Here is a 23355-nt window from a genome sequence, read left to right on the forward strand (position 1 = left end):
ATCTTATCGCATGTGGCAGTGAAATACTATGTAATTTGCTCAAAAAAAAGACTGCCATGTGTGGCAGCCTTCTATGTCTTAGATTTATTCGGCTTGACTTGCTTCTAATTGAATATTTATTTTGATTTCATCTCCAACTAAAACGCCGCCTGTTTCCAGTGCTACATTCCAAGTGAGATCAAAATCTTTACGATTGATTTTGCCAGTTGCTTCAAAGCCGGCAACAGTTTTTCCACCCATTGGATCTTTTCCAGATCCTTCAAAGGTAACGTGGAAAGTAGCAGGTTTCGTTACGCCGCGAATAGTTAGATCGCCGGTAACATCATATTCGTCGTCTCCTTTTTTGGAAACAGAGGTGGATTCAAATGTGATTTTTGGATATTTTTCTGTGCTTAAGAAGTCATCGCTGATAAGGTGTTTATCGCGATCGGCTTGTCTTGTATCAATACTCGCAGCATCCACTTCAAAATGAATTTTCGCATCTGTCAGATCTTCCGGATCCATGTCTACAGAAGCGGAGAAGTCTTTGAAGGCCCCTTTTACTTTGGATACCATCATATGTTTCACTTGAAATTCAATGGAGCTGTGTGCAGGATCTACTTGCCATTTTTCTACTGTCATGCTGAATTCCTCCCATAAATACATATTTTACCTTTAGTAAATACCACGACGGTGAAATTTCAAACCTCACATAAAATTTTATTTATCAAATTCGCAGTCTTCCAAAGGAATCACTTTCGTTTTATGGATCAGCTTGTAACTTAGCCAGAAAACAAGGAAGACAGGCAGACCGATATAAGAGATCGCAATACGTTGCCACCAACCCGGGTTACCCCAGTCCGGATGGATAAACGCATTATAATCTTGACCAACGATCACTAATAAGCAAAGCGCTAATGCGAGAATTGGTCCGAATGGGAAAAATTTGGCCTTATAAGCGAGCGTATCCAGCGAATACCCTTGTTTGACAAAAGCGCGGCGGAAACGGTAATGACTGATCGCGATCCCGACCCAGGCAATAAAACCGGTAAGCCCCGAAGCACTTAGCAGCCAGGTGTAAATGACTGTGCCGTTTTCGCTTAGTGTCGTGATAAATGTCAGGGCACCAATGATTGTCGTGGTAACAAGTGCGGCGATCGGGATACCGCGACGGTTGACTTTTTTGAGAAGCTTAGGTGCTTTGTTTTCCATCGCCATTGACCATAGCATCCGCGTCGCTGCATATAATCCGGAATTACCAGCTGACAGAACAGAAGTCAAAATGATCGCATTCATGACTGAGGCAGCAAATGCAAGGCCGGCCTTTTCAAAAACAAGCGTGAAGGGGCTGATCGCAACTTCTGTCGCTTCACTTCCTAGAAGATTCGGACTTGTATAAGGGATGATCAAACCGATAATGAAAATAGCAAAAATATAAAAGAGCAGGATGCGCCAAAAAATTTGTTTAATGGCTTTTGGAACGCTTTCTTTCGGATTTTCACTTTCACCAGCGGCAATTCCTACCAGTTCAGTCCCTTGGAAAGAAAAGCCGGCGACAAGAAAGATTCCGAGAATGGCGAAAAAGCCGCCATTGATCGGCGCATTACCGGTCGTGAAATTTTCGAAGCCGATGAAGTGGCCGCCTAAGATACCGAAGATCGTCAAGACACCGACGATCAGAAAAACGATAACTGTCGCGACCTTGATAATGGAAAACCAATATTCAGATTCTCCATAAGCACGAACAGATAGAGCATTCAATCCGAAGATCAATAAAAGGAAAATCGTGCTCCACAGCCAACTTGGCGAATGTGGAAACCAGAATTTCACGATGATCGAAGCGGTGGAAATATCGACAGCGAGGGTGATCGCCCAATTGAACCAGTAATTCCACCCCAATGCAAACCCGAAAGCAGGATCGACAAAGCGGTTCGCATAAGTACTGAAAGAGCCGGAAACAGGCATGTAAGTCGCCATTTCTCCTAAACTGGTCATTAAGAAGTACACCATTAAGCCGATCGCGATATAAGCAATGATCGCACCACCAGGTCCAGCCGTGTGGATAGCATTACCACTTGCTAAGAAAAGACCGGTTCCGATCGATCCTCCGATCGCGATCATGGATAAGTGGCGGGTTTTTAGCTCGCGGCGTATTTCTCCTTGTTGTTTCGTAGTCAATGTAAATTTCTTCCTTTCTATAAATAGGTTAAAACATATAAAAAACAGCCACTGAGAAAAAGTGACTGTCTATCAGAACCCAACTATTGTCAGATAGCGCACCTGCTTAGAATCAGACTTTTTCTAGCAGCAGTCCAATTGCCTTTCGTCAATTGACCCAGCCCAAACGAATCAAAGTAGTTCAGACTTCGGCGAGCATCCTGTTCCTTGCTGATCGCAAGCGGCTTTGACCGCTTCCCAGCAATTACTAGTGATTTTCGCAACCTCTACCCTGTATAAAAGGGATTTTATATGAAATTTTATTTCGTGTTATATGATAAGCCATTTAGCCGGAGAAAGCAACCTCGATTTTTTATTCGTAATGTTTCAAGGCTTCTTTTACATTGCTGAAAGTGATGATGCCAGCAAGATCTTGCTCATAGCGAACCATCAGCATTGCAAATTTCGGCGATAATCCGGTCAAGATCAATTCGACGCCGGTCAGTTTTAACAAGCTATGGAATTTTACAAGGTTGGTCACAACATCTTCATTGAAATCAGCAAGTCCAGACAGATCAATGACCAAGTAATCTTCTTTACTAGTATCCAAGTAGTTGCTGACATTTTCCGACATGTACTCAAAACGATCATTATCAAGTGTACCAACGAGTGGCAAAACAGAGATATTATCTGTGATCGGGACGATCGGTGTAGATAATTTCTGAATCTCCGTCAGTGATTTCTCTAACTCGAACTGATAATTACGTTCGCGGGTAACGTCTTTTTGGATACCGACAAAATAAGGATGACCATTTGCATCCACGATTGGATCAATCGTTAATTCATTAAAAAAATAAGTACCGTTTTTGTGATAGTTCTTTAAAAACGCACGGACACTGCGGCGGTTTTTAACAGCAGCGGAAATTTTAGCGATTTCTGCTTGATCAGTATCTGGTCCCTGCAAAAAGCGACAGTTTTCTCCCAATACTTCTTCAGCAAGATAGCCGGTATTTTTTTCAAACCCCTTATTTACATAGATAACAGGATTGTTTTCTAGAGCGGCGTCTGTAATGACAACGCCAACGCTGGACATGTTGAGTGCTTCCAAAACGACATCAAAATTTGGGTATGGATATGTATCAGACAATTCAATTACCTCCTAATGCGTCTATTTTACCATAAACAAGAACGAAAAGGCGAAAGAGAAACTTACTAAAAGTGAGCAAAATAACAGCAAAGGAAAAGGAAGGGGCGTATAATAAAGCTAAAGAGGTGAGGTTTTATGTATATTCAATTTACTCCGCAAGCAATCGAACGTTACCAAGAATTGCGCGGCGATAAAGAAGGCATGCTACATTTGTTCTATGAAACAGAAGGATGTGGCTGTGGAAACTCCGGTATTTTTTCCTTGCATTTAGTTGGTGAAGTGACTGCGGAAGACAAAGTTATCCAAAGCAATGTCGGCGATTTGCTTATCAAAGACTGGACAATGAATTTCTTAGAAGAATCCCTTGTGATCGATTATCTGCCAGAAAAAAATGCACTTGTCTTAAAAGGCGATTCTGGCTACTACAATACGAATTTGCTGTTCGTTGCTTGAGGAAAATAGAAAGGGACATGGATTTATTCCATGTTTCAGACTGAAGAAAAACACCATTTCAATCATTATTTTACTGTTTTCAACTTGGTGAAAAATGATTAGATTCTAGTCAAAGCCGAGTACCGAAGCGGAGCGTACTTGTGTACGTGAGCATCGGAATGCAGGCTTTAACGACGAAGATGAGCGTTTTTCGCCAAGCTGGGACATGGATTTATTCCATGTCTTTTTTTGTGACGGTAATGTGAAAAGTATATGAGAAAAGACTAAAATCTTCGTCATATTACTTTGCGCGCTGCAAAAATGTAGTAAAATAAAGGGAGTAGTAGAAAGCGAGGGTCACACATGGAACAACCATCAGTAGAAGAATTACGCGAATGGCGTGATATTATGTTGCTTCATCGTTTTGCATTGGATGAAGTGAATACGAAGCTGAAAATATTAAATGAAGAATTTCAATTTATCCATGATTATAATCCGGTCGAGCATATCAAATCGCGAATCAAATCACTGGAAAGTATTGGGGCGAAGCTGGAGAAAAAAGGGCTGGAGATCACCCCGGAAAATGCCCGAGAACATGTGCGTGATATCGCGGGGATCCGAGTAACGTGTTCTTTTGTATCGGATATTTTCAAGATCCATGATATGTTGGCTAATCAAGACGATATTACGATCTTGCGAGTGAAAGATTATGTAACGAACCCAAAACCGAATGGTTATCGAAGCTTGCATCTGCTTTGCGAGCTACCGATCTTTCTGACCAATCGTTCAGAGCGGATGACAGTTGAAATCCAGATTCGGACGATCGCGATGGACTTTTGGGCTAGTTTAGAGCATAAGATCTATTATAAATATCAGCAGGAGGCGCCGCAGGAATTACTGGATGAGCTAAAGGAAGCTGCCGATATTATTACTTTTTTAGATGACAAGATGAAAAAACTCAACACACAGATCGATGCTTATAAAGCTGATATCGAGAAATAGTTCAACGGTACATAGTTAATAAAGTTAAATAGTTTGAAAGAAACCTTATTATTACGGTATAATAGAAATAGCACATCTTCGAAGGGGGAACAAAAATTTGGAAATATTCTTATATGTATTACTTCTATTAGTGGCTATTTTTATCTCTAATTTGATCAATCGCTTCGTTCCTTTTGTATCGGTGCCATTGATCCAGATTGGTTTAGGCGTTTTGATCGCCTTATTTCCATTAAGTTTAAATTTAAAACTGAATCCGGAACTATTTCTCGTCATGTTTATTGCACCGCTGCTTTATAATGATGGCAGACGAACGGATAAACAGGCTTTGTGGCATTTGCGCAGTGCGATCCTTGTACTCGCCTTAGGATTGGTTTTTATTACCGTACTTGTTATCGGTTATTTTGTCCATTGGATGATACCGACGATTCCGTTAGCGGCAGCGTTTGCCCTAGCAGCAGCGTTGGCGCCGACGGATGCCGTAGCTGTAAGTTCGCTCTCGGGACGGATCAATTTGCCAAAGCGGATCATGCATTTGCTGGAAGGCGAAGCGCTGATGAATGATGCTTCTGGCTTAGTGGCTTTCCAATTTGCGATCGCGGCGATGGTCACCGGCGCATTTAGTTTGTTTAATGCCAGCTACAGTTTCGTGATCATTGCGATCGGCGGGATCTTAGTTGGTATCGTTATTACTTATTTGAAAATCAAAATCATCAAATGGGTACGCAGTTTAGGAATGGAAGATGTCACCTTCCACATGCTTATTCAGATTTTGACACCATTTTTGATTTACTTAGCAGCCGAAGAATTGCATGTTTCTGGTATCTTGGCAGTTGTTGCCGCGGGGATCATGGACTCGATGCAGCGTAAAAAAACCGACCCGCAGTTAGTACGGCTGAATATGGTTTCGCAAAGTACTTGGTCTGTTATTTTATTTGTATTGAACGGGCTTGTCTTTTTGATTTTAGGAACACAGCTTCCATCGATCATGCAAGCGGTTTGGAATGATTCGGGTATCAGCAATCTGCAAGTATTCACGTATATCATTTTGATCACCGTAGCGCTGATCTTATTGCGCTTTATCTGGGTCTATTCTTTCTGGCTCGCCAATTGGCGGAAAAAGCAGCTTGGCGGTCAGAATGTTGGGAAGCCGCGGATTCGCTCTGCTATATTGACTTCGCTATCAGGAGTCAGAGGCGCTGTCACACTTGCCAGTAGTTTATCGATACCATTTGTGCTAGCAGACGGATCCGCATTTCCGCAACGGGCGCTGATCATCAGTATCGCTTCCGGCGTTATCTTGTGTTCGTTGCTGATCGCGACCTTCATTTTGCCGTTATTGGCAAAAAGCGACGATAAAACAGCAGACGATCGAGTGGAACGCGCGATCCGAATCAAGATACTTAGAAATGTCATCCGAGAATTACACGAACAGATCACGCCAGAAAATAAAGCAGCTACAGAAATCGTCGTAGAAGATTATCGGCGGCGCATCTATGATCTGCAGCAAAACAATACTAGCTTGAATCGTAGAGTCAGCAAGGAAGAGCGCGATAAGCGTTTAGAACTGATCGATTGGCAGCGGGAAAATACTCAACGCATGACAGATAATGGCGAAATCAGTGCAGCCGTGAGCTACCGCTATCAGCATTACCTTAATTTACTGGCTGGCGCGCTTAAAAATCGTTTTCGTTTCCGCGTCAAAACAACATTGAAATTTCTAAAAAGAATTTTACGTTTTATCCTACATCCGAAGAATTGGCAGGAAACTAAATCTAAAGCAAAAAATCTTAAATCCGAGCAAGAAGGGATTTTTCAAGAGATCCAGCGTGTCCGTGTCAGCAACGAAGAATTAGTCGTGCAGCGTTTGAAAGATGAACTGAAGCCAGAAAATGAAAGCTGGTTGGCACCTTTGATCACCGAGCATATCATTGCATTGAAACGCGCTAATAGCGAGCGGAAGCCGTTTACCACGCGCGGGAAATTCGAACAGAAAAAACGGGAAGTTCAGCAGGCAGGTTTCCAAGCAGAGCGCGACGAGATCCAGCAGTTTTATGAAGCTGGGAAAATGTCCAGAGATCTAGTCCGAGAACTTAGGCAGAATATCAATATGCTTGAAACTTACTTGTCAGAGGAAGAGCTGGCATAAAAAGGAAGTCTGTATGCGAAAGCATGCAGGCTTTTTTTGAATATGGCGGTTTGCAAACAATTCTGCTATAGTATAGAAAAACGAAAACGGGTGAACAAAGTGATAGGAATTTTATACATCGCACATGGCAGTAAAAAAGCAGATAAAAATCAAGCAGTGCATTCGTTTGTCAAAGCATTTGAAGCCCAGCATCCAGAGTTTCTCCACGCCTTGGGATTCTTAGAAGCAGCTACGCCAGATCCGACTGCAGCAGGGGATAGTCTCATTGCGCAAGGCGTTTCGGAAGTTATCGTGGTACCGCTATTACTGTTTTCAGCGATGCATGCGCAGGAAGATATTCCGCAGTTTATGGCGACGCTACAGCAAAAGTATCCGGACATCCTATTTAAGCAAACAGCAACATTAGGAGCAGACCCTGCTACGATTCAAGTGGCGGCCAATCGAGCAGCGGATAGCCAAATGGAAGTGGAGCAATTTTTACTTTTCGTTCATGGGAGTAAAAGTTATCCTACCCCTGAAATGACAGTAATTACCCAGAAACTTGCGGAAAAGTTAGGAAAACCGGTCAGCTATGCGTTTATTTATGGAGAACCGCAATTGATCTCCAAAGTAGAACAACTGATGAGATCTACGAGCCGGATCGGGATCATTCCTTATTTCCTATTTGACGGGATTCTCGTGCGCAAATGGCAGCAGGAATTAAAAGCGCGTCTACCTAAGCTGAAAATCGTTTGGACGCACTCCCTGCAACTCGATGAACAGCTTTTTACAGCCATCGAAAATAACCTTCAAGAAGTGATGCGCTCATGACATACCCCGTAATGCTCCAATTAAAAAATCGTCCTGTGCTGATCATCGGCGGCGGGAAAGTGGCGCTATATAAAGCACAACAACTTATCCCGGCTGAGCCACAACTGACCGTCATTGCCACGGAATTCCGCATTGGTTGGGAGGAGATCCCTGCTAAAAAAATCCAGAAGTGCTATGAAAAGGCGGATCTAGCTGGTCAATTTCTGATTTTCGCCGCTACCGATGATGCTGCTGTTAATGCGGAAATATGCGCCGATGCTGGTTCAAACGCCCTCGTCAATGATTGTTCGGATCAGACGCATTCCACGTTTACCAATATGGCCGTGGTCAAGCGGGATGCACTCACTATCGCTATTTCCACACAGGGAAAAAATCCAGCCTACGCAAAAATGCTGCGTCAAGAATTAGAAAATTTATTTACACATGAGCGACTTGCAGGCATCGAGCAGCAACTTGCTAGTCGTCAAAAAAAGAAATGATCATTCGCCGGAAACAGTAATGTTTTCCGGTTTTTTTATAAATATAGTGATTTCCCTAATAGGCAAAAAATAAAGCGTTCCTTAAAATAAAGTAGTAATGTTCAAAGTTTCACAAAATAAGGAGCGATCATATGAAAAAAGAAAGGCTTGTCATGATAGGTAACGGGATGGCCGGAGTCAGAACTATTGAGGAAATCCTGGAACGTGATCTAAACAGATATGAAATTACAATTATTGGAGAAGAAGCCTATCCGAACTACAATCGGATCATGCTCTCCAATGTACTGCAAAATAAAATGACTACAGAAGAAATTATCACTAATCCATATGCTTGGTATGAAGAAAATCAAATCGACCTGATCAATCACGACCCGGCGCTAACAGTAGATGTGACAGCGAAACAAGTTGGCACACAGTCTGGTAAGTGTATCCACTATGATAAATTATTGATGGCAACCGGTTCAAGGGCATTTATTTTACCGATCGAAGGAAGTCAGCTCGAAGGTGTTATTGGTTTCCGGACGATCGATGATACGAATACGATGCTGGAAACGGCTAAAAACTATCAAAAAGCTACCGTCATCGGTGGTGGACTGCTCGGTCTAGAGGCAGCTCGTGGACTGCTAGATCAAGGCATGGATGTCACGGTCGTCCACTTAGCAGAATGGTTGATGGAAACGCAATTAGACAAACGGGCAGGCGAATTATTAAAAGCCGATTTGGAAAAACAAGGCATGAAATTCTTAATGGAAAAAGCAACCCAGTCTATACTGGGCGAAAAACGGGTGACCGGTCTTAGATTTAGCGATGGCGAGGAGATCGAAGCGGATCTGGTGGTAATGGCGATCGGGATTCGTCCAGAAGTAAGTGTAGCGAAAAATGCCGGTCTACAGGTGAACCGAGGCATTGTGGTGAATGACTTTATGCAGGCTTCAGATCCAGCTGTTTTTGCGGTTGGCGAATGTGCCGAGCATAACGGACGAGTTTACGGGCTAGTTGCTCCGCTTTATGAGCAAGGGAAGATCTTAGCAGATCATTTATGCGACATCGAAACGGCTCCTTACCAAGGAAGTACCATGTTTACGCAATTGAAAGTATCCGGCTGCGATTTATTCTCGGCGGGAAGCATTCAAGGCGGGGAAGACATAAAAGCAGTAGAAGTATTCGACAGCCTTCACAATTGCTATAAAAAGCTATTTATTGAAAACGATACATTAGTTGGGATCGTGTTATATGGCGATACAGCGGAAGGAAACCGTTTTTACAATTTACTCAAGAAAAAAGAAGCCGTGACTGATTTTACATTGATCTCGATGCTGCACAAAGCAGGCGAAACAGAAGCAACCAGTATTGCAGACATGCCGGATGACGAAACAGTCTGTGGCTGTAACGGTGTGACCAAGGGCAATATCGTCAGTGCCATCCAAGAAAAAGGACTCAGTTCTATTGCCGAAGTAACAGCACATACGAAGGCAGGCGGTTCATGCGGAAAGTGTAAACCAATCATTGGCGATATCTTAGAATATACACTTGGCGATAAAGTAGCAAGTGCACCAACTGGGATCTGTGGCTGTACCACACTTTCACGCGATCAGATCATTACGCTGATCGGAGCCAAAAAGCTAAAGACAGCCAAAGAGGTTCGCCATGTGCTAGAGTTTACCAATTTAGAAGGCTGCTCCAAGTGTCGCCCGGCACTGAATTACTATTTGACGATGCTGTGGCCGGGCGAATATGTAGAAGATCCTTCTTCGCGTTTTGTGAACGAACGGATGCACGCCAATATCCAAAAAGACGGCACATATAGTGTTATCCCACGAATGGAAGGCGGAAAGACAGATCCACAGCAGCTGATCAAAATTGCGAAAGCAGCGGAAAAATATGATATCCCGCTTGTGAAATTAACTGGCGGTCAGCGAATCGGCCTGTTCGGTGTGAAAAAAGAACAATTACCGCAGATCTGGGAAGAATTAGATATGCGTTCCGGCTATGCTTACGGTAAAACACTGCGTACCGTCAAAACCTGTGTCGGTCAGCAATATTGCCGTTTTGGCACGCAAGATTCTTTAGGATTAGGCATCAAGCTTGAACGAAAATTTGAATTTGTCGATACCCCGCATAAATTTAAGATCGGCGTTTCCGGATGTCCACGCAGCTGTGTAGAATCCGGCGTCAAAGATTTCGGTGTCATCTGTGTAGAAAACGGCTTTCAAATCTATATCGGCGGAAATGGCGGTACAGAAGTCAAGCAAGGTCAGTTGCTGACGACCGTAGAAACCGAAGCAGAAGTAATAGAGATTTGCGGTGCAATGATGCAGTACTATCGCGAAACAGGGATCTATGGCGAACGGACCGCTCCGTGGTTAGAACGAATGGGCTTTGAAAAAGTACAGACCGTGCTTACCGATCAGGCATTGTGCGCAGATTTGAATAAAGAGCTGGAAAAAGCTTTGGCAGGACGAAAAGAACCATGGCAAGCCATTTTAGAATCAGACGATAGACAAAAACTATATGAAGTAGAAAGAGTGTGAGAAAATGAAAGAGAAAGTATTTGTATCGAAATTAGATGACTTGATCCCTCGCATTGGGAGAGAAGTACATTATAATGATAAAACGATTGCACTTTTTAGACTTTCTAACGATGAGATCAAAGCAGTCAACAATAAATGTCCACATAAAGAAGGTCCACTAGCAGAAGGCACGGTTTCCGGCAATTTCGTTTTCTGTCCGCTCCATGACTACAAAATCTCACTGGAAGACGGTAAAGTACAAGAGCCAGACGATGGTTGCGTGGAAACTTATCAAACCGTGGTCGAGGACGGCGATGTGTACTTGGTGATGGAACAATGACACGTATCTCGCTAGTAGGCGCCGGTCCCGGCGATCCCGAACTGCTTACGATCAAAGGGAGAAGGGTGATCGAACAAGCAGATGTTATTATTTATGATCGCTTAGTCAATCCGCTGCTGTTATATCTAGCCAAAGCCGATGCCACATTTATTTATTGCGGAAAAGAGCCGCACAAACATAGCCTGCGTCAAACCAAGATCAATGAAACAATCGTTGAGCAAGCACTTTCCGGAAAACAGGTCGTTCGATTGAAAGGCGGCGATCCAGCAGTATTTGGCAGAGTCGGGGAAGAAATGGATTGGATCAACCAATATGGAATCGACTATGAAGTGATTCCCGGTATAACAGCCGCCTCGGCTGCTTCAATCTATGCCGGGATCCCGCTCACACATCGCGAGCACTGCAGTCATGCCACACTTGCAACGGGACATCGGGCGATCGACGGCTTGCCGAGTTTGCAGACATTGGACAAGGGAACCTATGCTTTTTACATGGGAATCGAGAATTTGACGGAAATCTGCTTACAGATCGCAGATAAAAAGCTTCCGGTCGCTGTAATTGAGTGGGGAACACTAGGCAAACAAAAGACGATCATCGGCGACGTGGGCACGATCATTCATAAAGTGAAGGCAGCTGCGATCCATAATCCCGCTATGATCCTTATCGGCGATGTCGTCAAAGAGCACCATGGCAAATCATGGTTCGAGAAATTGCCGCTATTTGGAAAGAATTATCTCCTTGTTTCCAGCAAGCCACTTCGCTTCGAGCAAGTCACTTCCTACACCGAAAAAGGTGCGTATGTGTGGGCGGTGGCAACGGCTGATCAGCGATTTGATACGATCCATCAGCGCATTTTGCACGAAACAGCTTGCTGGGATGAGATTGTTTTTCTGGATAGTGAAGCGGCTAATCTACTAGCAAGATTAGAAAAACGAATCGGCGTTAGTCACAGTGAAAAGGGATTTGTTGGCTAAAAAAATAAAAACAGAAATGCTAATGAGATAGCATTTCTGTTTTTTTGTGAACGCACAACTGCTTGGCGGGTGTCTGTTCTACTTGCTTGATAGAATGTACGGTAAAATAGCTTAATCCAAAGGCAAAAACTAGAAATAAAGCACCGAATAAAGACCATGTATTTGTTCGAACCTGCTTTATTATTGCCAGTGCGAACAATAAGACCGCGGCTAGAGAAGTGAAAAAAATCAACCACGAATATTGATGAGCATGGCTTACTTGAGATTCGATGCTAAGATTTTTTGCATCAACTAGATAACCTAAATATATAACAGTGTAGGCTGCATATCCTAAGAAAAATAAGGATATGACAAAACCAAACAAATGAATGAGTAGTCGTTTCATTTGAAAGCTCCTTTCAGTTAAAAGGATACTAAAGAACTAGAAAAATTGCTGTGGATAAAATGTGACGATTTTAAAACAATCTAACTTTTTTTCTTTCCTAAGTCTTGACATTGCCGCATTTACTCCCGAGAGAGTCAATTTCCAAAAAGTCATTGCCCCAACGCAAAGAATCATGTATAATTACCCTTGCTGTAAGTAAACTTGAAGTTTATTTTTACTAAACTATACTGACTTGATGTTTACTATTTTTAAACTTGAGAGGATAGCGACATGGAGATTGGGAAAAAAATCAAAAACTTACGATTAAGTAAAAATTTAACACAGGAAGAACTTGGCGAGCGGACAGATTTGACGAAAGGATATATTTCACAGCTGGAACGTGATTTGAGTTCTCCGTCAATTGTGACGCTTTTTGATATTTTAGAAGTGCTTGGCAGTTCGCCAAAAGCGTTCTTTGATGAAGAAGAACATACGCAAAAAGTTATTTATGGCGAAGGAGAACATACTTTTTTTGAAGATGAAGAAAAAGGGTACAGAATAAAATGGCTTGTCCCGGAATCGAATGAAAAAGAAATGGAACCGGTACTGCTGGAAATAGCAGCGCACAGTGCGTTTAAAAGCTTTGAACCTTCGCTGTCGGAAACATTTGGCTATGTATTAGAAGGCGAAATCACGATTTTGATCGGGAAAAATGCCTATATAGCGAAAAATGGCGAAGCTGTCTATTTTAGCGCAACCGATGAACATCGAATCATCAACCAAACCGACCAACCTGCGAAACTGATTATTGTCGCAACGGAGTCGTATTTATAAGAGAAATAGGGGGAATTGACGTGGCAGAAACAATTATTCGCTTTGAAAACGTGACAAAGCAATTTGATAATGATCCACCAGTATTGGATAATGTTAGTTTTGAGATCGAAAGAGGGAAATTTTATACCTTACTAGGGCCTTCTGGCTGCGGAAAAACAACGATTCTGCGTCTGATCGCAGGTTTTTTAGAAGCAACTGATGGAAAGATCCATTTGAATGATCGTGTTATAAATACGATTCCAGCAAATAAACGTCCGGTAAATACGGTATTCCAAGATTACGCGTTATTTCCACATTTGAATGTTTATGAAAATGTAGCATTCGGACTTAAAATCAAGAAATGGAAGAAAGCAGCAATTGATGAAAAAGTGAAAGAAGCATTGCGGTTTGTCAATTTAGCAGGATACGAAAAGCGGGAAATCGCTGAAATGTCCGGCGGTCAGAAGCAGCGTGTCGCGATCGCCCGGGCGATCGTGAATGAACCGGAAGTGATCTTGCTCGATGAACCACTGTCCGCGTTGGATTTGAAATTAAGAACAGAGATGCAGTACGAACTGCGCGAATTGCAGCGCCGGCTCGGAATCACTTTTATCTTTGTTACACATGATCAAGAAGAAGCGCTGGCGATGAGCGATGAAATCTTTGTTTTAAATAAAGGCGAGATTCAGCAAAGCGGTACGCCGATCGACATCTATGATGAGCCGCTCAACCGTTTCGTGGCGGATTTTATCGGCGAATCTAATATCGTCAGTGGGAAAATGATCCAAGATTTTGAAGTGGAATTTGTAAACCGACGTTTTGAATGTGTGGACCAAGGATTCCATGCAAATGAAACAGTCGAAGTAGTCCTGCGTCCAGAAGATCTGGAAATCACTTCTGCAGAAAATGGCAGACTACAAGTAACTGTCGACTGGCTATTGTTCCGCGGCGTCCATTATGAGATCGGTTGTATGGATACTGATGGGAACGAATGGTTAGTGCATACGACACGCAAAGTGAAGATCGGCGACAAGATCGGACTTGCTTTTGAGCCAGAAGCGATCCATGTCATGCGCCTTGGCGAAACAGAAGCAGAATTCGACAAACGTTTGGAAAGCTACGACGAGGTAGAATAAATGAGCCGGAAATCACGTGCTGTCTATCTCGTTCCTTATTTGTTATGGATCATTCTGTTTGTTGTGGCTCCCATCTTACTGATCGTTTATTATTCCTTTTTCGATATCAATGGCAATTTTACATTTAGCAATTATCAGCATTTCTTTACGCCCGTTTATATGAAAATGACGCTGAGTTCCTTTTGGTATGCGTTTTTGATCACGCTATTCACGTTATTGATCTCCTATCCAACGGCCTACTTGCTGACAAAATTGAAACACAAACAATTATGGCTGCTTTTGATCATTCTACCGACCTGGATTAATTTGCTGCTGAAAGCTTATGCCTTCATCGGGATTTTCGGCACTTATGGAACAGCCAATCAATTCTTGAAATTTATCGGCATCGGCGGGAAACAGATCTTATTCACTGATTTTAGTTTCTTATTTGTGTCGACGTATATCTTTATCCCGTTTATGATCCTGCCGATCTTTAATGCGGTCGAAGAAATCAATCCGACATTGATTCAAGCATCTCGTGATCTTGGTGCATCAAGCTGGACGACTTTCAAACGGGTGATTTTCCCATTGACGGCTGACGGAGTGAAAGCAGGCTGTCAGGCTGTCTTTATTCCGGCACTTTCATTGTTCATGATCACCAGATTGATTGCCGGAAACCGCGTCATCACACTTGGTACTGCGATCGAAGAACATTTCTTGGTCACACAGGACTGGGGAATGGGCTCAACGATCGGTGTGTTTTTGATCATCGCAATGATCATTATTATGTTTTTGACCGGTTCAAAACGCAAACGTAAAGGAGGGACGAACAAATGAAAAGAAATAAATGGGGCAATCTTTACCTGTTCATCGTTTTTGTGATTTTGTACGCGCCCATCTTTTACTTGATTTTCTATTCTTTCAACAGCGGCGGGACGATGCACCATTTCAAAGGTTTCACGCTCGCTTATTACAAGGAAGTTTTTCAAGATACCAGATTGTTGATCATTGTGCTTAATACATTCGTGATCGCACTGTTATCTTCCGTGATCGCAACCTTAGTCGGTGTCTGCGGAGCGCTTGCGATCAAATATCTGCAAAAGCAATTTACGAAAAATACATTGCTTAGTTTGAATAATGTCTTGATCGTTAGTCCAGATGTTATCATCGGTGCCAGCTTTTTGATTTTCTTTACTATTTTGGGAATCAAACTCGGCTTTTCTTCGGTGTTGGTATCGCACATCGCTTTCAGCATTCCAATCGTTGTATTGATGGTGCTACCGAAGCTTCAAGAAATGAGCACAACAATGGTAGACGCAGCGCGAGACCTCGGCGCCAGTCAATTTCAGGTGCTGAGCAAAGTAATCCTGCCGTCGATCTCACCCGGGATACTAGCCGGCTTTTTCATGGCATTGACCTATTCATTAGATGACTTTGCTGTTACCTTTTTTGTCACCGGAAATGGCTTCTCGACGTTATCCGTTGAGATTTATTCGCGGGCTGGCAAGGGATCTCCTTATCGATCAACGCGTTATCGACACTGTTATTCCTATTTACGATCTTGCTGGTAGTTGGCTATTACTTTATCAATCAGCGCAATAGTAAAGCAGGACGCGCAGGAACAGGAGCTGTGAAAGAATGAAGCGATTAGTAAGTATATTTATCCCGATCATCCTGTTAGCGCTTGTGATGCTGGTGCTTGCTTCAAGTTTGAACCGCAGCGAAGGTTATTCCGGCAAAAATACGCTGACCATTTATAACTGGGGCGATTACATCGATCCAGCGCTATTGAAGAAATTCGAAAAGCAGACCGGCATCAAAGTTATTTACCAAACCTTTGATTCAAATGAAGCGATGATGACGAAAATCGAACAAGGCGGTACCACATTTGATGTCGCAGTACCAAGCGATTATGCCATCAGCAAAATGAAACAAGAAAACCTGCTCATTCCACTTGATCATAAAAAACTACCAAATGAAAAATACCTCGATAAACAATTTATGGATCTATCCTTTGACACAAATAATAAATACTCAATGCCGTATTTCTGGGGAACACTGGGAGTCATTTATAACAAGAAAATGTTTCCTGATAAAGACTTCAGCCATTGGGATACACTCTGGGACAAAGACCTCGCTAATCAGATCCTATTGATCGACGGCGCGCGGGAAGTCATGGGACTTGGCCTTAACAGCATGGGGAAATCCGTGAATGATACGAATAAAAAAGATCTATTAGCTGCACGCAATAAGCTGCAACATTTGATGCCAAATGTGAAAGCTGTCGTCGGCGATGAGATCAAACTTTTGATGGCTGATAACGAAGCAGGCGTGGCCGTGACATTCTCCGGAGAAGCCTCCGAAATGCTGGATGAAAATAAAGATTTAGAATATGTCATCCCGACAGATGGTTCCAACTTATGGTTCGACAACATGGTCATCCCAAAAACAGCGAAAAATGTAGAAGGAGCCCATACATTTATCAACTTTATGCTTGATCCTAAAAACGCTGCACAAAATGCAGAATACATCGGTTATGCAACGCCAAATAAAAAAGCCGTCAGCTTACTTCCAAAAGAAATAGCTAACGACAAACGTTTTTACCCAACGAAAAAAGCACTTGAAAACTTGGAAGTGTATGATAATCTTGGGAAGAAGATGTTGGCTTATTATAATGAGTTGTTTTTGGAAGTGAAGATGTATCGGAAATAATAAAAAAAGCTGAAGCCCCGGGCTTCAGCTTTTTTTAATGCAACCAAACCACACTAACATACAAGCCCACAAGCGTAACAAACAACACCGGAACCGTCAAAATGATCCCGATCTTCATATACCGTAGCCAAGAGATCTGAATCCCTTTCTTATTCAGTAAATGAAGCCATATCAATGTTGCTAGCGAGCCGATCGGTGTGATCTTCGGACCGATATCGGCACCGATGATATTGGCATATATAAGTGCTGAATGAATCGTGGTGTGCACGTGGACTTGGTCGATCGCCAGTGCATGGATCATTACGGCAGGCATATTGTTCATGATGGAGGAGAGGAAGGCAGATAAGAATCCCATGGAAAGTATCGATGCGAATAAGCCGTGCGAACTCGCTGTTTGAATGATTTGTGCTAGCAGTTTTGTGATCCCGGCATTTTGCAGGCCGTATACAACAACATACATACCTACGGAAAAGAAGACGATATTCCAGGGCGCTTCTTTCAAAACTTGCTTGGCCTTGATCCAGTGACTTTTTTTGCTGGCGTATAATAGGATGCCGGCAGCCGGTAGCGCGATGACTGAGATCGGAAGTTTAAAGATTGGTGCGACCCAATAACCGACCAACAGAATGGCAAGTAGGTGCCAGCTGATTTTGAATAGTCGACGATCTTGGATTGCCTCGGCGGGAACTTTGACTTGTGCTAAGTCATATGTTTTCGGTAGGGCTTTGCGGAAATACAGATATAAAACAAGCGTGCTGGCTAGGAAAGAAAATAGCGTTGGCAATAGCATCTGCACGACATAACTGGAAAAAGAAATATGAAAGAAATCTGCCGACAATATATTGACGAGATTGCTGACAACGAGCGGCATGCTGGTCGTATCGGCAATAAATCCGGAAGCGATGATAAACGGAAAGATCTGCTTGTCATCAAAATCAAGTGTGCGCACGATCGCGAGTACAATCGGGGTAAGAATCAACGAAGCGCCATCATTGGCAAACAATCCGGCGATCACAGCGCCAAGCAGGATCAACGCTAAAAACATCCGCTTGCCATGTCCGCCGGCAAACTTTGCCATGTGTAATGCGGCCCATTCAAAGAAACCAATTTTATCCAGCACTAAAGAAATGATGATAAGTGCTACAAATGTCAGTGTCGCATTCCAAGTGATCCTGACCACAGCCCAGACATCCTCCAGTGAGACGATCTGGAGCAGTAGTACTAACGCTGCACCCCCAAGTGCGGACCAACCGATCGAAAGACCTTTTGGCTGCCAGATCACGAATAATAAAGTGATGAAAAAAATGAGAATTGCTAAAAAAATGGTCATTTTGAGCTCCTATTTAAAAATAATGGAATTTCATGCTTGTAAACAGTGAAAAACGGGTAAATAGAAAATTACGTTAGCATAATATCTTTATAATACCCGTTTCATTCCTACTTTAAAAGAGGTCGGGCTTTGTAGCAAATATTTGCTATTTTTATAAAGAAACAGCTAAAATAATGAAATGGCACAATCAGCTATAAGGAGGAAATAGAAGAATATGAACCAAGTGACCTGGGACTACCATGGCGAACGCGGACCAGAGATGTGGGGGCATCTTTGTCCGGAATTTGAAATCGCCGATACTGGTAGGGAGCAATCTCCCATCGACATTCAGCAAGATCAGCTTCAAAAAATAGCGAAAGAACCATTAGCATTTCACTACATAAAGGATACGTTCACGATCAAGCGTATCGAGAATAGTGTACATGCTTTCCCAACAGATCAAACACAAGGTGTTACCTATAAGGGTACCTTTTATAAGTTATTTGCGTTTCACGCTCATATTCCGTCTGAACATCTGTTGAATGGCAAGGAAAAACCGATCGAATGGCATTTTGTCCATGAAAACGAAAACCAAGAAAAATTAGTGATTGGTGTATGGATGGAGTTTGGCGAAGCAATGAATGCTGTTTTGCAGGAACTCGCTGAAGACTTCAATAAAGTTTTCCCGGATTTTGAACAACAGCGGACGATCCAGTTATCTGTAGAGGATTTTTTGCCGAAAGAGCGAGCTTATTATCATTACATGGGATCACTCACTACACCGCCAACGCTTGAAAATCTGACATGGATCGTATTGAAAGAGCCAGCAACGATTACACCGGCAGATCATGCAACCTTCGAAAAAATAATCGGCGGGACGGTCAGACCAGTTCAACCGCTCCATGGCCGGACAGTAGTCGAATCAGAATAAGAACGGGGAAGGGGCTTTCCAGCTATGTATGAAAAAGCAAAAGTATTTATAAAAGAAGCACATCGTGGCCAACGTCGCAAAATCACTGGAGAGCCTTATTTTTCCCATCCTTTTAATGTCGCCAGGATCTTACAACAAGCAGGATTTGGAACTGATGTCGTTGTTGCCGGACTACTTCACGATGTTGTGGAGGACACGCCAATCACGATAGAAGAAATCGAAACAGAATTCGGTAGGCACGTGGCGCAATTGGTCGCTGCCCATACGGAAAATAAAGATTTATCATGGGAAGAACGTAAAGCACATACAATTGAAGTGGTAAGAAACGGTTCTTTGGAAGAAAAAGCGATCATTGTAGCAGATAAATTGGACAATTTGACTTCTGTCAAGTATGCGCTAAGCTCGGAAGGCGATCGTGTCTGGAACTATTTTAAACGTGGCTATTCTCTGCAAAAGTGGTATAATCAAAGTGTTGTGAAAAATATGACTTACGGGCTCGACCCGAAGGAGATCCCAGCTTATTTTGAGACCTATGCTAGGCTTGTCGGCTGGATCTTCCGTAAATAACAACAAAATGTAACCGTTTTATTTAGAGGAGGAGTTTAGCATGCTTTATGGAGCAATTGAAGCTGGCGGAACGAAATTTGTCGTTGCAGTCGGCGAGGAAAATGGTAAAATCATCAAGCGCGAATCGTTTCCGACTGAGAAACCGGAAATAACGATGGAAAAAGTATATGCTTTTTTTGAAAACTATCGGGCGGAGCTTGTTGCAATTGGTATCGGTTCTTTTGGACCGATCGATATTCGTAAAAAAAGCGATACATACGGCTATATCACGCAAACACCGAAATTAGCGTGGAGGAATTATGATTTTGTCGGCAATATGAAAGCGAAATTCGATGTACCGATCGGCTTTACGACAGATGTGAATGCAGCTGCCTTAGGAGAAGTGAAACTCGGTGCGGCAGCAGATGTGGAAAGCTGTATCTACTTAACGGTCGGAACGGGCATTGGCGGAGGCGCGGTCGTAAATGGCAAAATCTTAGAAGGATATTCTCACCCGGAAATGGGACATATTTTAATTGGGAATGAAAAGGAAGATACATTTGAAGGTACGTGTCCAAGCCATAAAAATTGTCTGGAAGGTCTGGCGGCTGGCAGTGCGATCGAAGCGCGCTGGGGCAAAAAAGGCGTTGATCTGAGCGAAGACAAAGCCGTTTGGGATCTGGAAGCCAGCTATTTGGCGAAAGCATTGCTGGATTATACATTGATCCTGTCACCAGAACGAATCGTCCTCGGCGGTGGTGTCATGAAGCAGCGCCAATTATTCCCGCTGATCCGCGAGAAGATCGTAGCACTTAATAATGACTACATCGAACTGCCGGATCTGGAAAGCTATATCGTACCACCGAAATTAGAAGATAATGCCGGTATTACTGGTTGTGTGTTACTTGCTGTTGAAGCAAGTAAATAAAAAAAGAGGTAGCCACTTAGGCTACCCTTTTTTTATGCGTGCGATCGCGGCTTTGATTTGTTCAAAGCCCGTACCGCCATAAGAATCTCGTTTTTCAACGGCTGTCTTAGAGGCAAGTACTTCATAAATATCCGCTTCGATCGCCGGATGCACTGCTTGATAATCTGCCAAAGGAATATCTTGCAGATAATGGCCATTTTGCGTGCAAGTAAGCACTAGTTTACCGACGATTTCATGTGCCTCACGGAACGGAACACCTTTTTTCGCCAAATAGTCCGCCAGTTCGGTGGCATTGGAGAAATCTTTTTCCGTCGAAGCCGCCATGGTTTGCTTATTGACTTTCATTGTTTCGATCATCCCGGTAAAAACAGCGACACATTTCTGCACCGTTTCTGCCGTGTCGAACATGCCTTCTTTATCTTCCTGGAAATCCTTGTTATAAGCAAGCGGTAGTCCTTTGAGAACGGTAAGCAAGCTGAAAAGATTCCCATAGACACGGCCGGTTTTTCCACGAATCAATTCTGCCATATCCGGATTTTTTTTCTGCGGCATGATCGAGCTGCCTGTAGAATACGTATCCGTCAATTCGACAAATTGAAATTCATGACTTGTCCATAAAATCAATTCTTCGCAAAAACGTGATAAGTGCATCATCAGCAACGAGGCATTACTCAAAAATTCGATAATAAAATCCCGATCGCTGACGCCGTCTAAACTATTTTCGTAAATACTAGAAAAGCCGAGCAATTCTGCAGTAAGTTCCCGGTCGATCGGGAAAGTAGTGCCGGCAAGCGCTGCTGAACCAAGTGGAGAAATGTCGATCCGCTTGATGCTCTCGGAGAAGCGTTCATAATCTCTGGCAAACATACCATGGTAGGCAAGCAGATGGTGTGCAAAGGAGATCGGCTGGGCGTGTTGCAAATGCGTATAGCCAGGCATGATCGTTTCTACATGCTGTTCCGCTTTGTCTACTAGCGTCTCCTTCAAAGCTTGGATACCCTCTAGGATAAGCTGGACTTGTTTTTTTAAGTACAAATGCATATCCGTTGCAACTTGATCGTTTCGGCTTCTACCAGTATGCAGTTTCCCAGCTACCGCACCAATCTCATCATGAAGCAGTTTTTCGATATTGAGATGGATATCTTCGTTTTGACTAGTGAAAGAAAGCTTACCTTGCTGAGCTTTTTCTTCTAAAATCGTAAGTCCTTGCAGGATCTCGGCTGCTTCCACCTCACTGATGATCCCGGTTTTTCCAAGCATGGTAACGTGTGCTTTGCTTCCTTCGATATCTTCTTGCGCAAGCTTTTGATCATAGAAAATCGAGGCGCCGAATTCATCGATCCACGCTTCACTTTTCCCTGTAAATCGTCCGCCCCATAATTTTTCCATGTCTTATACCTCCGAATCTACTTCGATTTTCGCATTGACTTCTGCATGAACCTTCGTTGGCAGTCCCCAAAGCTTGATAAAGCCGACAGCTGCTTCTTGGTCAAATGTATCAGCAGAAGTATAGGTAGCTAGGTTTTCATCATATAAGGAATTCGGTGATTTTCTTCCTTCTACGATGGCATGACCTTTGAATAATTTCACACGGATCGTTCCATTGACAAATTTTTGTGTCGTTTTAAGGAAGGCGGTCAATGCGCTAGTAAGCGGGGAGAACCATAATCCGTTATAGATCATTTCGCTGATTTTTTGTTCGATCACGGGTTTGAAATGCGCGATCTCTCTAACGAATGTTAGGTCTTCCAGCTCTTTATGAGCAGCGATCAATGTGACGGCAGCAGGGCACTCGTAAACTTCACGTGATTTGATGCCAACTAAACGGTTTTCGATGTGGTCGATCCGGCCAACGCCATGTTTGCCGGCGATTTCATTCAATGTAAGGATCAATTCCGCAAGCGGGATGTTTTGATCATTTAAAGCGATCGGAACTCCTTGATCAAAGGTGATCTCGATGATGTCTGCTTGATCCGGCGTGTTTTCTAAACTAGTTGTCAGATCATAGGCTTCCTCAGGAGGTGCGACCCACGGATTTTCGAGCACACCACACTCATTGCTGCGGCCCCACAAGTTTTGATCGATCGAAAATGGATTATCTAGATCGATCGGAACCGGAATGTCATGTTCTTTGGCATAATTGATTTCTTCTTCACGCGACCATTTCCAATCACGAACAGGAGCAACAACTTTCAAATCAGGTGCTAAGGCATGGATCGCCACTTCAAAACGTACTTGGTCATTTCCTTTCCCAGTACAGCCATGCGCGATTGCGCTGGCACCTTCTGTACGTGCTACTTCGACAAGTTTTTTAGCGATCAGCGGTCTACTGAGTGCGGAGATCAGCGGATATTTTCCTTCATAATAAGCGTGTGCTTGCAAGGCGATCAATGCAAAGTCTTTCGCAAATTCTTCTTTGGCATCAATGGTATAAGAAGCACTTGCGCCAACAGTCAGTGCTTTTTCTTTCACGAAATCCAGGTTTTTACCTTCTCCAACATCTAAACAGCAGGCGATCACATCATAGCCCGATTCCAGCAACCATTGAATAGCTACAGATGTATCTAAACCTCCGGAATAAGCAAGTACGATTTTTTCTTTTGTCATGTCAGCAACTCCTTTTATTAATAAATATACGAATTATTGAATTAATATTACCAT

Annotated in this window: 22 protein-coding genes, 1 pseudogene and 1 riboswitch; of the genes and pseudogenes, 16 read left to right on the forward strand and 7 right to left on the reverse strand. The window is 43.0% G+C overall.

Translation table 11 applies throughout. The annotated features are described in order from the left end of the window. Positions 1–84: 84 nt before the first annotated feature. The 3 genes from HMPREF0556_RS09675 to ytvA all read right to left on the reverse strand — a co-directional run bounded on the left by HMPREF0556_RS09675 (position 85) and on the right by ytvA (position 3283). On the reverse strand, positions 85–621 hold the full coding sequence (locus HMPREF0556_RS09675; RefSeq protein ID WP_036104711.1) for a YceI family protein: 537 nt from the start codon (positions 619–621) through the stop codon (positions 85–87). A gap of 78 nt (positions 622–699) precedes the next feature. Continuing rightward, the gene (locus tag HMPREF0556_RS09680) at positions 700–2157 is read right to left on the reverse strand and encodes an amino acid permease (protein ID WP_003758095.1); all 1458 of its coding nucleotides are present in this window, start codon (positions 2155–2157) and stop codon (positions 700–702) included. An 86-nt stretch (positions 2158–2243) separates the two neighbouring features. After that, positions 2244–2434, reverse strand: a riboswitch (Lysine riboswitch). A gap of 75 nt (positions 2435–2509) precedes the next feature. After that, on the reverse strand, positions 2510–3283 hold the full coding sequence (ytvA, locus tag HMPREF0556_RS09685) for a YtvA family blue-light photoreceptor (protein WP_003758096.1): 774 nt from the start codon (positions 3281–3283) through the stop codon (positions 2510–2512). A gap of 135 nt (positions 3284–3418) precedes the next feature. Between ytvA and HMPREF0556_RS09690 the strand changes: the two genes are divergently transcribed. The 8 genes from HMPREF0556_RS09690 (at position 3419) to cobA (ending at position 11976) form a co-directional block, all read left to right on the forward strand. Next, a complete protein-coding gene (locus HMPREF0556_RS09690) occupies positions 3419–3736 on the forward strand; it encodes an iron-sulfur cluster biosynthesis family protein (RefSeq protein WP_003758097.1) in 318 nt (105 codons plus the stop codon). Between the two features lie 342 nt (positions 3737–4078). Further along, a complete protein-coding gene (locus HMPREF0556_RS09695; protein WP_003758098.1) occupies positions 4079–4717 on the forward strand; it encodes a GTP pyrophosphokinase in 639 nt (212 codons plus the stop codon). Positions 4718–4814: 97 nt separating this feature from the next. Next, positions 4815–6863 (forward strand): Na+/H+ antiporter, encoded by a 2049-nt coding sequence (locus HMPREF0556_RS09700; RefSeq protein ID WP_003758100.1) that lies wholly within the window; start codon positions 4815–4817, stop codon positions 6861–6863. Positions 6864–6962: 99 nt separating this feature from the next. Further along, positions 6963–7673 carry a sirohydrochlorin chelatase gene (locus HMPREF0556_RS09705; protein WP_169309001.1) on the forward strand — a complete coding sequence of 237 codons (711 nt, stop codon included), beginning with the start codon at positions 6963–6965 and terminating at the stop codon, positions 7671–7673. Further along, positions 7670–8152, forward strand: a complete 483-nt coding sequence (locus tag HMPREF0556_RS09710) for a precorrin-2 dehydrogenase/sirohydrochlorin ferrochelatase family protein (RefSeq protein ID WP_003758103.1) — start codon at positions 7670–7672, stop codon at positions 8150–8152. Before HMPREF0556_RS09705 ends, HMPREF0556_RS09710 begins: the two co-directional genes overlap by 4 nt. 131 nt (positions 8153–8283) lie before the next feature. Continuing rightward, complete coding sequence (nirB, locus tag HMPREF0556_RS09715; protein ID WP_003758105.1) at positions 8284–10683, forward strand: nitrite reductase large subunit NirB; 2400 nt, start codon at positions 8284–8286, stop codon at positions 10681–10683. Between the two features lie 4 nt (positions 10684–10687). Further along, positions 10688–11002 carry a nitrite reductase small subunit NirD gene (gene nirD, locus HMPREF0556_RS09720; protein WP_003758108.1) on the forward strand — a complete coding sequence of 105 codons (315 nt, stop codon included), beginning with the start codon at positions 10688–10690 and terminating at the stop codon, positions 11000–11002. Further along, positions 10999–11976, forward strand: coding sequence for a uroporphyrinogen-III C-methyltransferase (gene cobA, locus HMPREF0556_RS09725; protein WP_003758110.1), 978 nt, complete (start codon positions 10999–11001; stop codon positions 11974–11976). The genes nirD and cobA overlap by 4 nt, the downstream gene beginning before the upstream one ends. 19 nt (positions 11977–11995) lie before the next feature. Here the strand turns inward: cobA and HMPREF0556_RS09730 are convergent, their stop codons facing one another. Beyond that, the gene (locus tag HMPREF0556_RS09730) at positions 11996–12361 is read right to left on the reverse strand and encodes a hypothetical protein (RefSeq protein ID WP_003758112.1); all 366 of its coding nucleotides are present in this window, start codon (positions 12359–12361) and stop codon (positions 11996–11998) included. Between the two features lie 270 nt (positions 12362–12631). Between HMPREF0556_RS09730 and HMPREF0556_RS09735 the strand changes: the two genes are divergently transcribed. From HMPREF0556_RS09735 to HMPREF0556_RS09755, 5 genes and pseudogenes are all read left to right on the forward strand, one after another. Next, on the forward strand, positions 12632–13174 hold the full coding sequence (locus tag HMPREF0556_RS09735) for a helix-turn-helix domain-containing protein (RefSeq protein WP_003758116.1): 543 nt from the start codon (positions 12632–12634) through the stop codon (positions 13172–13174). A gap of 20 nt (positions 13175–13194) precedes the next feature. Next, positions 13195–14289, forward strand: a complete 1095-nt coding sequence (locus HMPREF0556_RS09740; RefSeq protein ID WP_003758117.1) for an ABC transporter ATP-binding protein — start codon at positions 13195–13197, stop codon at positions 14287–14289. Continuing rightward, a complete protein-coding gene (locus HMPREF0556_RS09745; protein ID WP_003758120.1) occupies positions 14290–15105 on the forward strand; it encodes an ABC transporter permease in 816 nt (271 codons plus the stop codon). Further along, positions 15102–15910 (forward strand): annotated as a pseudogene (locus tag HMPREF0556_RS09750) (ABC transporter permease). The gene HMPREF0556_RS09745 and the pseudogene HMPREF0556_RS09750 overlap by 4 nt, the downstream one beginning before the upstream one ends. Next, positions 15907–16980, forward strand: a complete 1074-nt coding sequence (locus tag HMPREF0556_RS09755; RefSeq protein ID WP_003758123.1) for an ABC transporter substrate-binding protein — start codon at positions 15907–15909, stop codon at positions 16978–16980. Before HMPREF0556_RS09750 ends, HMPREF0556_RS09755 begins: the two are co-directional and overlap by 4 nt. 34 nt (positions 16981–17014) lie before the next feature. Here the strand turns inward: HMPREF0556_RS09755 and HMPREF0556_RS09760 are convergent, their stop codons facing one another. Next, positions 17015–18310, reverse strand: a complete 1296-nt coding sequence (locus tag HMPREF0556_RS09760; protein WP_003758125.1) for an arsenic transporter — start codon at positions 18308–18310, stop codon at positions 17015–17017. Positions 18311–18524: 214 nt separating this feature from the next. Between HMPREF0556_RS09760 and HMPREF0556_RS09765 the strand changes: the two genes are divergently transcribed. The 3 genes from HMPREF0556_RS09765 to HMPREF0556_RS09775 are packed head-to-tail and all read left to right on the forward strand — an operon-like array spanning position 18525 to position 20694. Continuing rightward, the gene (locus HMPREF0556_RS09765; RefSeq protein WP_003758127.1) at positions 18525–19220 is read left to right on the forward strand and encodes a carbonic anhydrase; all 696 of its coding nucleotides are present in this window, start codon (positions 18525–18527) and stop codon (positions 19218–19220) included. A 24-nt stretch (positions 19221–19244) separates the two neighbouring features. Beyond that, positions 19245–19787: an HD domain-containing protein gene (locus HMPREF0556_RS09770; RefSeq protein WP_003758129.1), complete on the forward strand. Its 543-nt coding sequence runs from the start codon at positions 19245–19247 to the stop codon at positions 19785–19787. A 40-nt stretch (positions 19788–19827) separates the two neighbouring features. Further along, entirely contained in the window at positions 19828–20694 is an 867-nt protein-coding gene (locus HMPREF0556_RS09775) for an ROK family protein (protein ID WP_003758131.1), read from the forward strand. 21 nt (positions 20695–20715) lie between these two features. Here the strand turns inward: HMPREF0556_RS09775 and argH are convergent, their stop codons facing one another. Continuing rightward, on the reverse strand, positions 20716–22083 hold the full coding sequence (argH, locus tag HMPREF0556_RS09780) for an argininosuccinate lyase (protein ID WP_003758133.1): 1368 nt from the start codon (positions 22081–22083) through the stop codon (positions 20716–20718). Positions 22084–22086: 3 nt separating this feature from the next. Further along, positions 22087–23301 (reverse strand): argininosuccinate synthase, encoded by a 1215-nt coding sequence (locus tag HMPREF0556_RS09785; protein WP_003758134.1) that lies wholly within the window; start codon positions 23299–23301, stop codon positions 22087–22089. Positions 23302–23355 lie beyond the last annotated feature (54 nt).

The sequence above is a fragment of the Listeria grayi DSM 20601 genome, assembly GCF_000148995.1.
In the GTDB taxonomy this organism is placed as follows: Bacteria; Bacillota; Bacilli; order Lactobacillales; family Listeriaceae; genus Listeria; species Listeria grayi.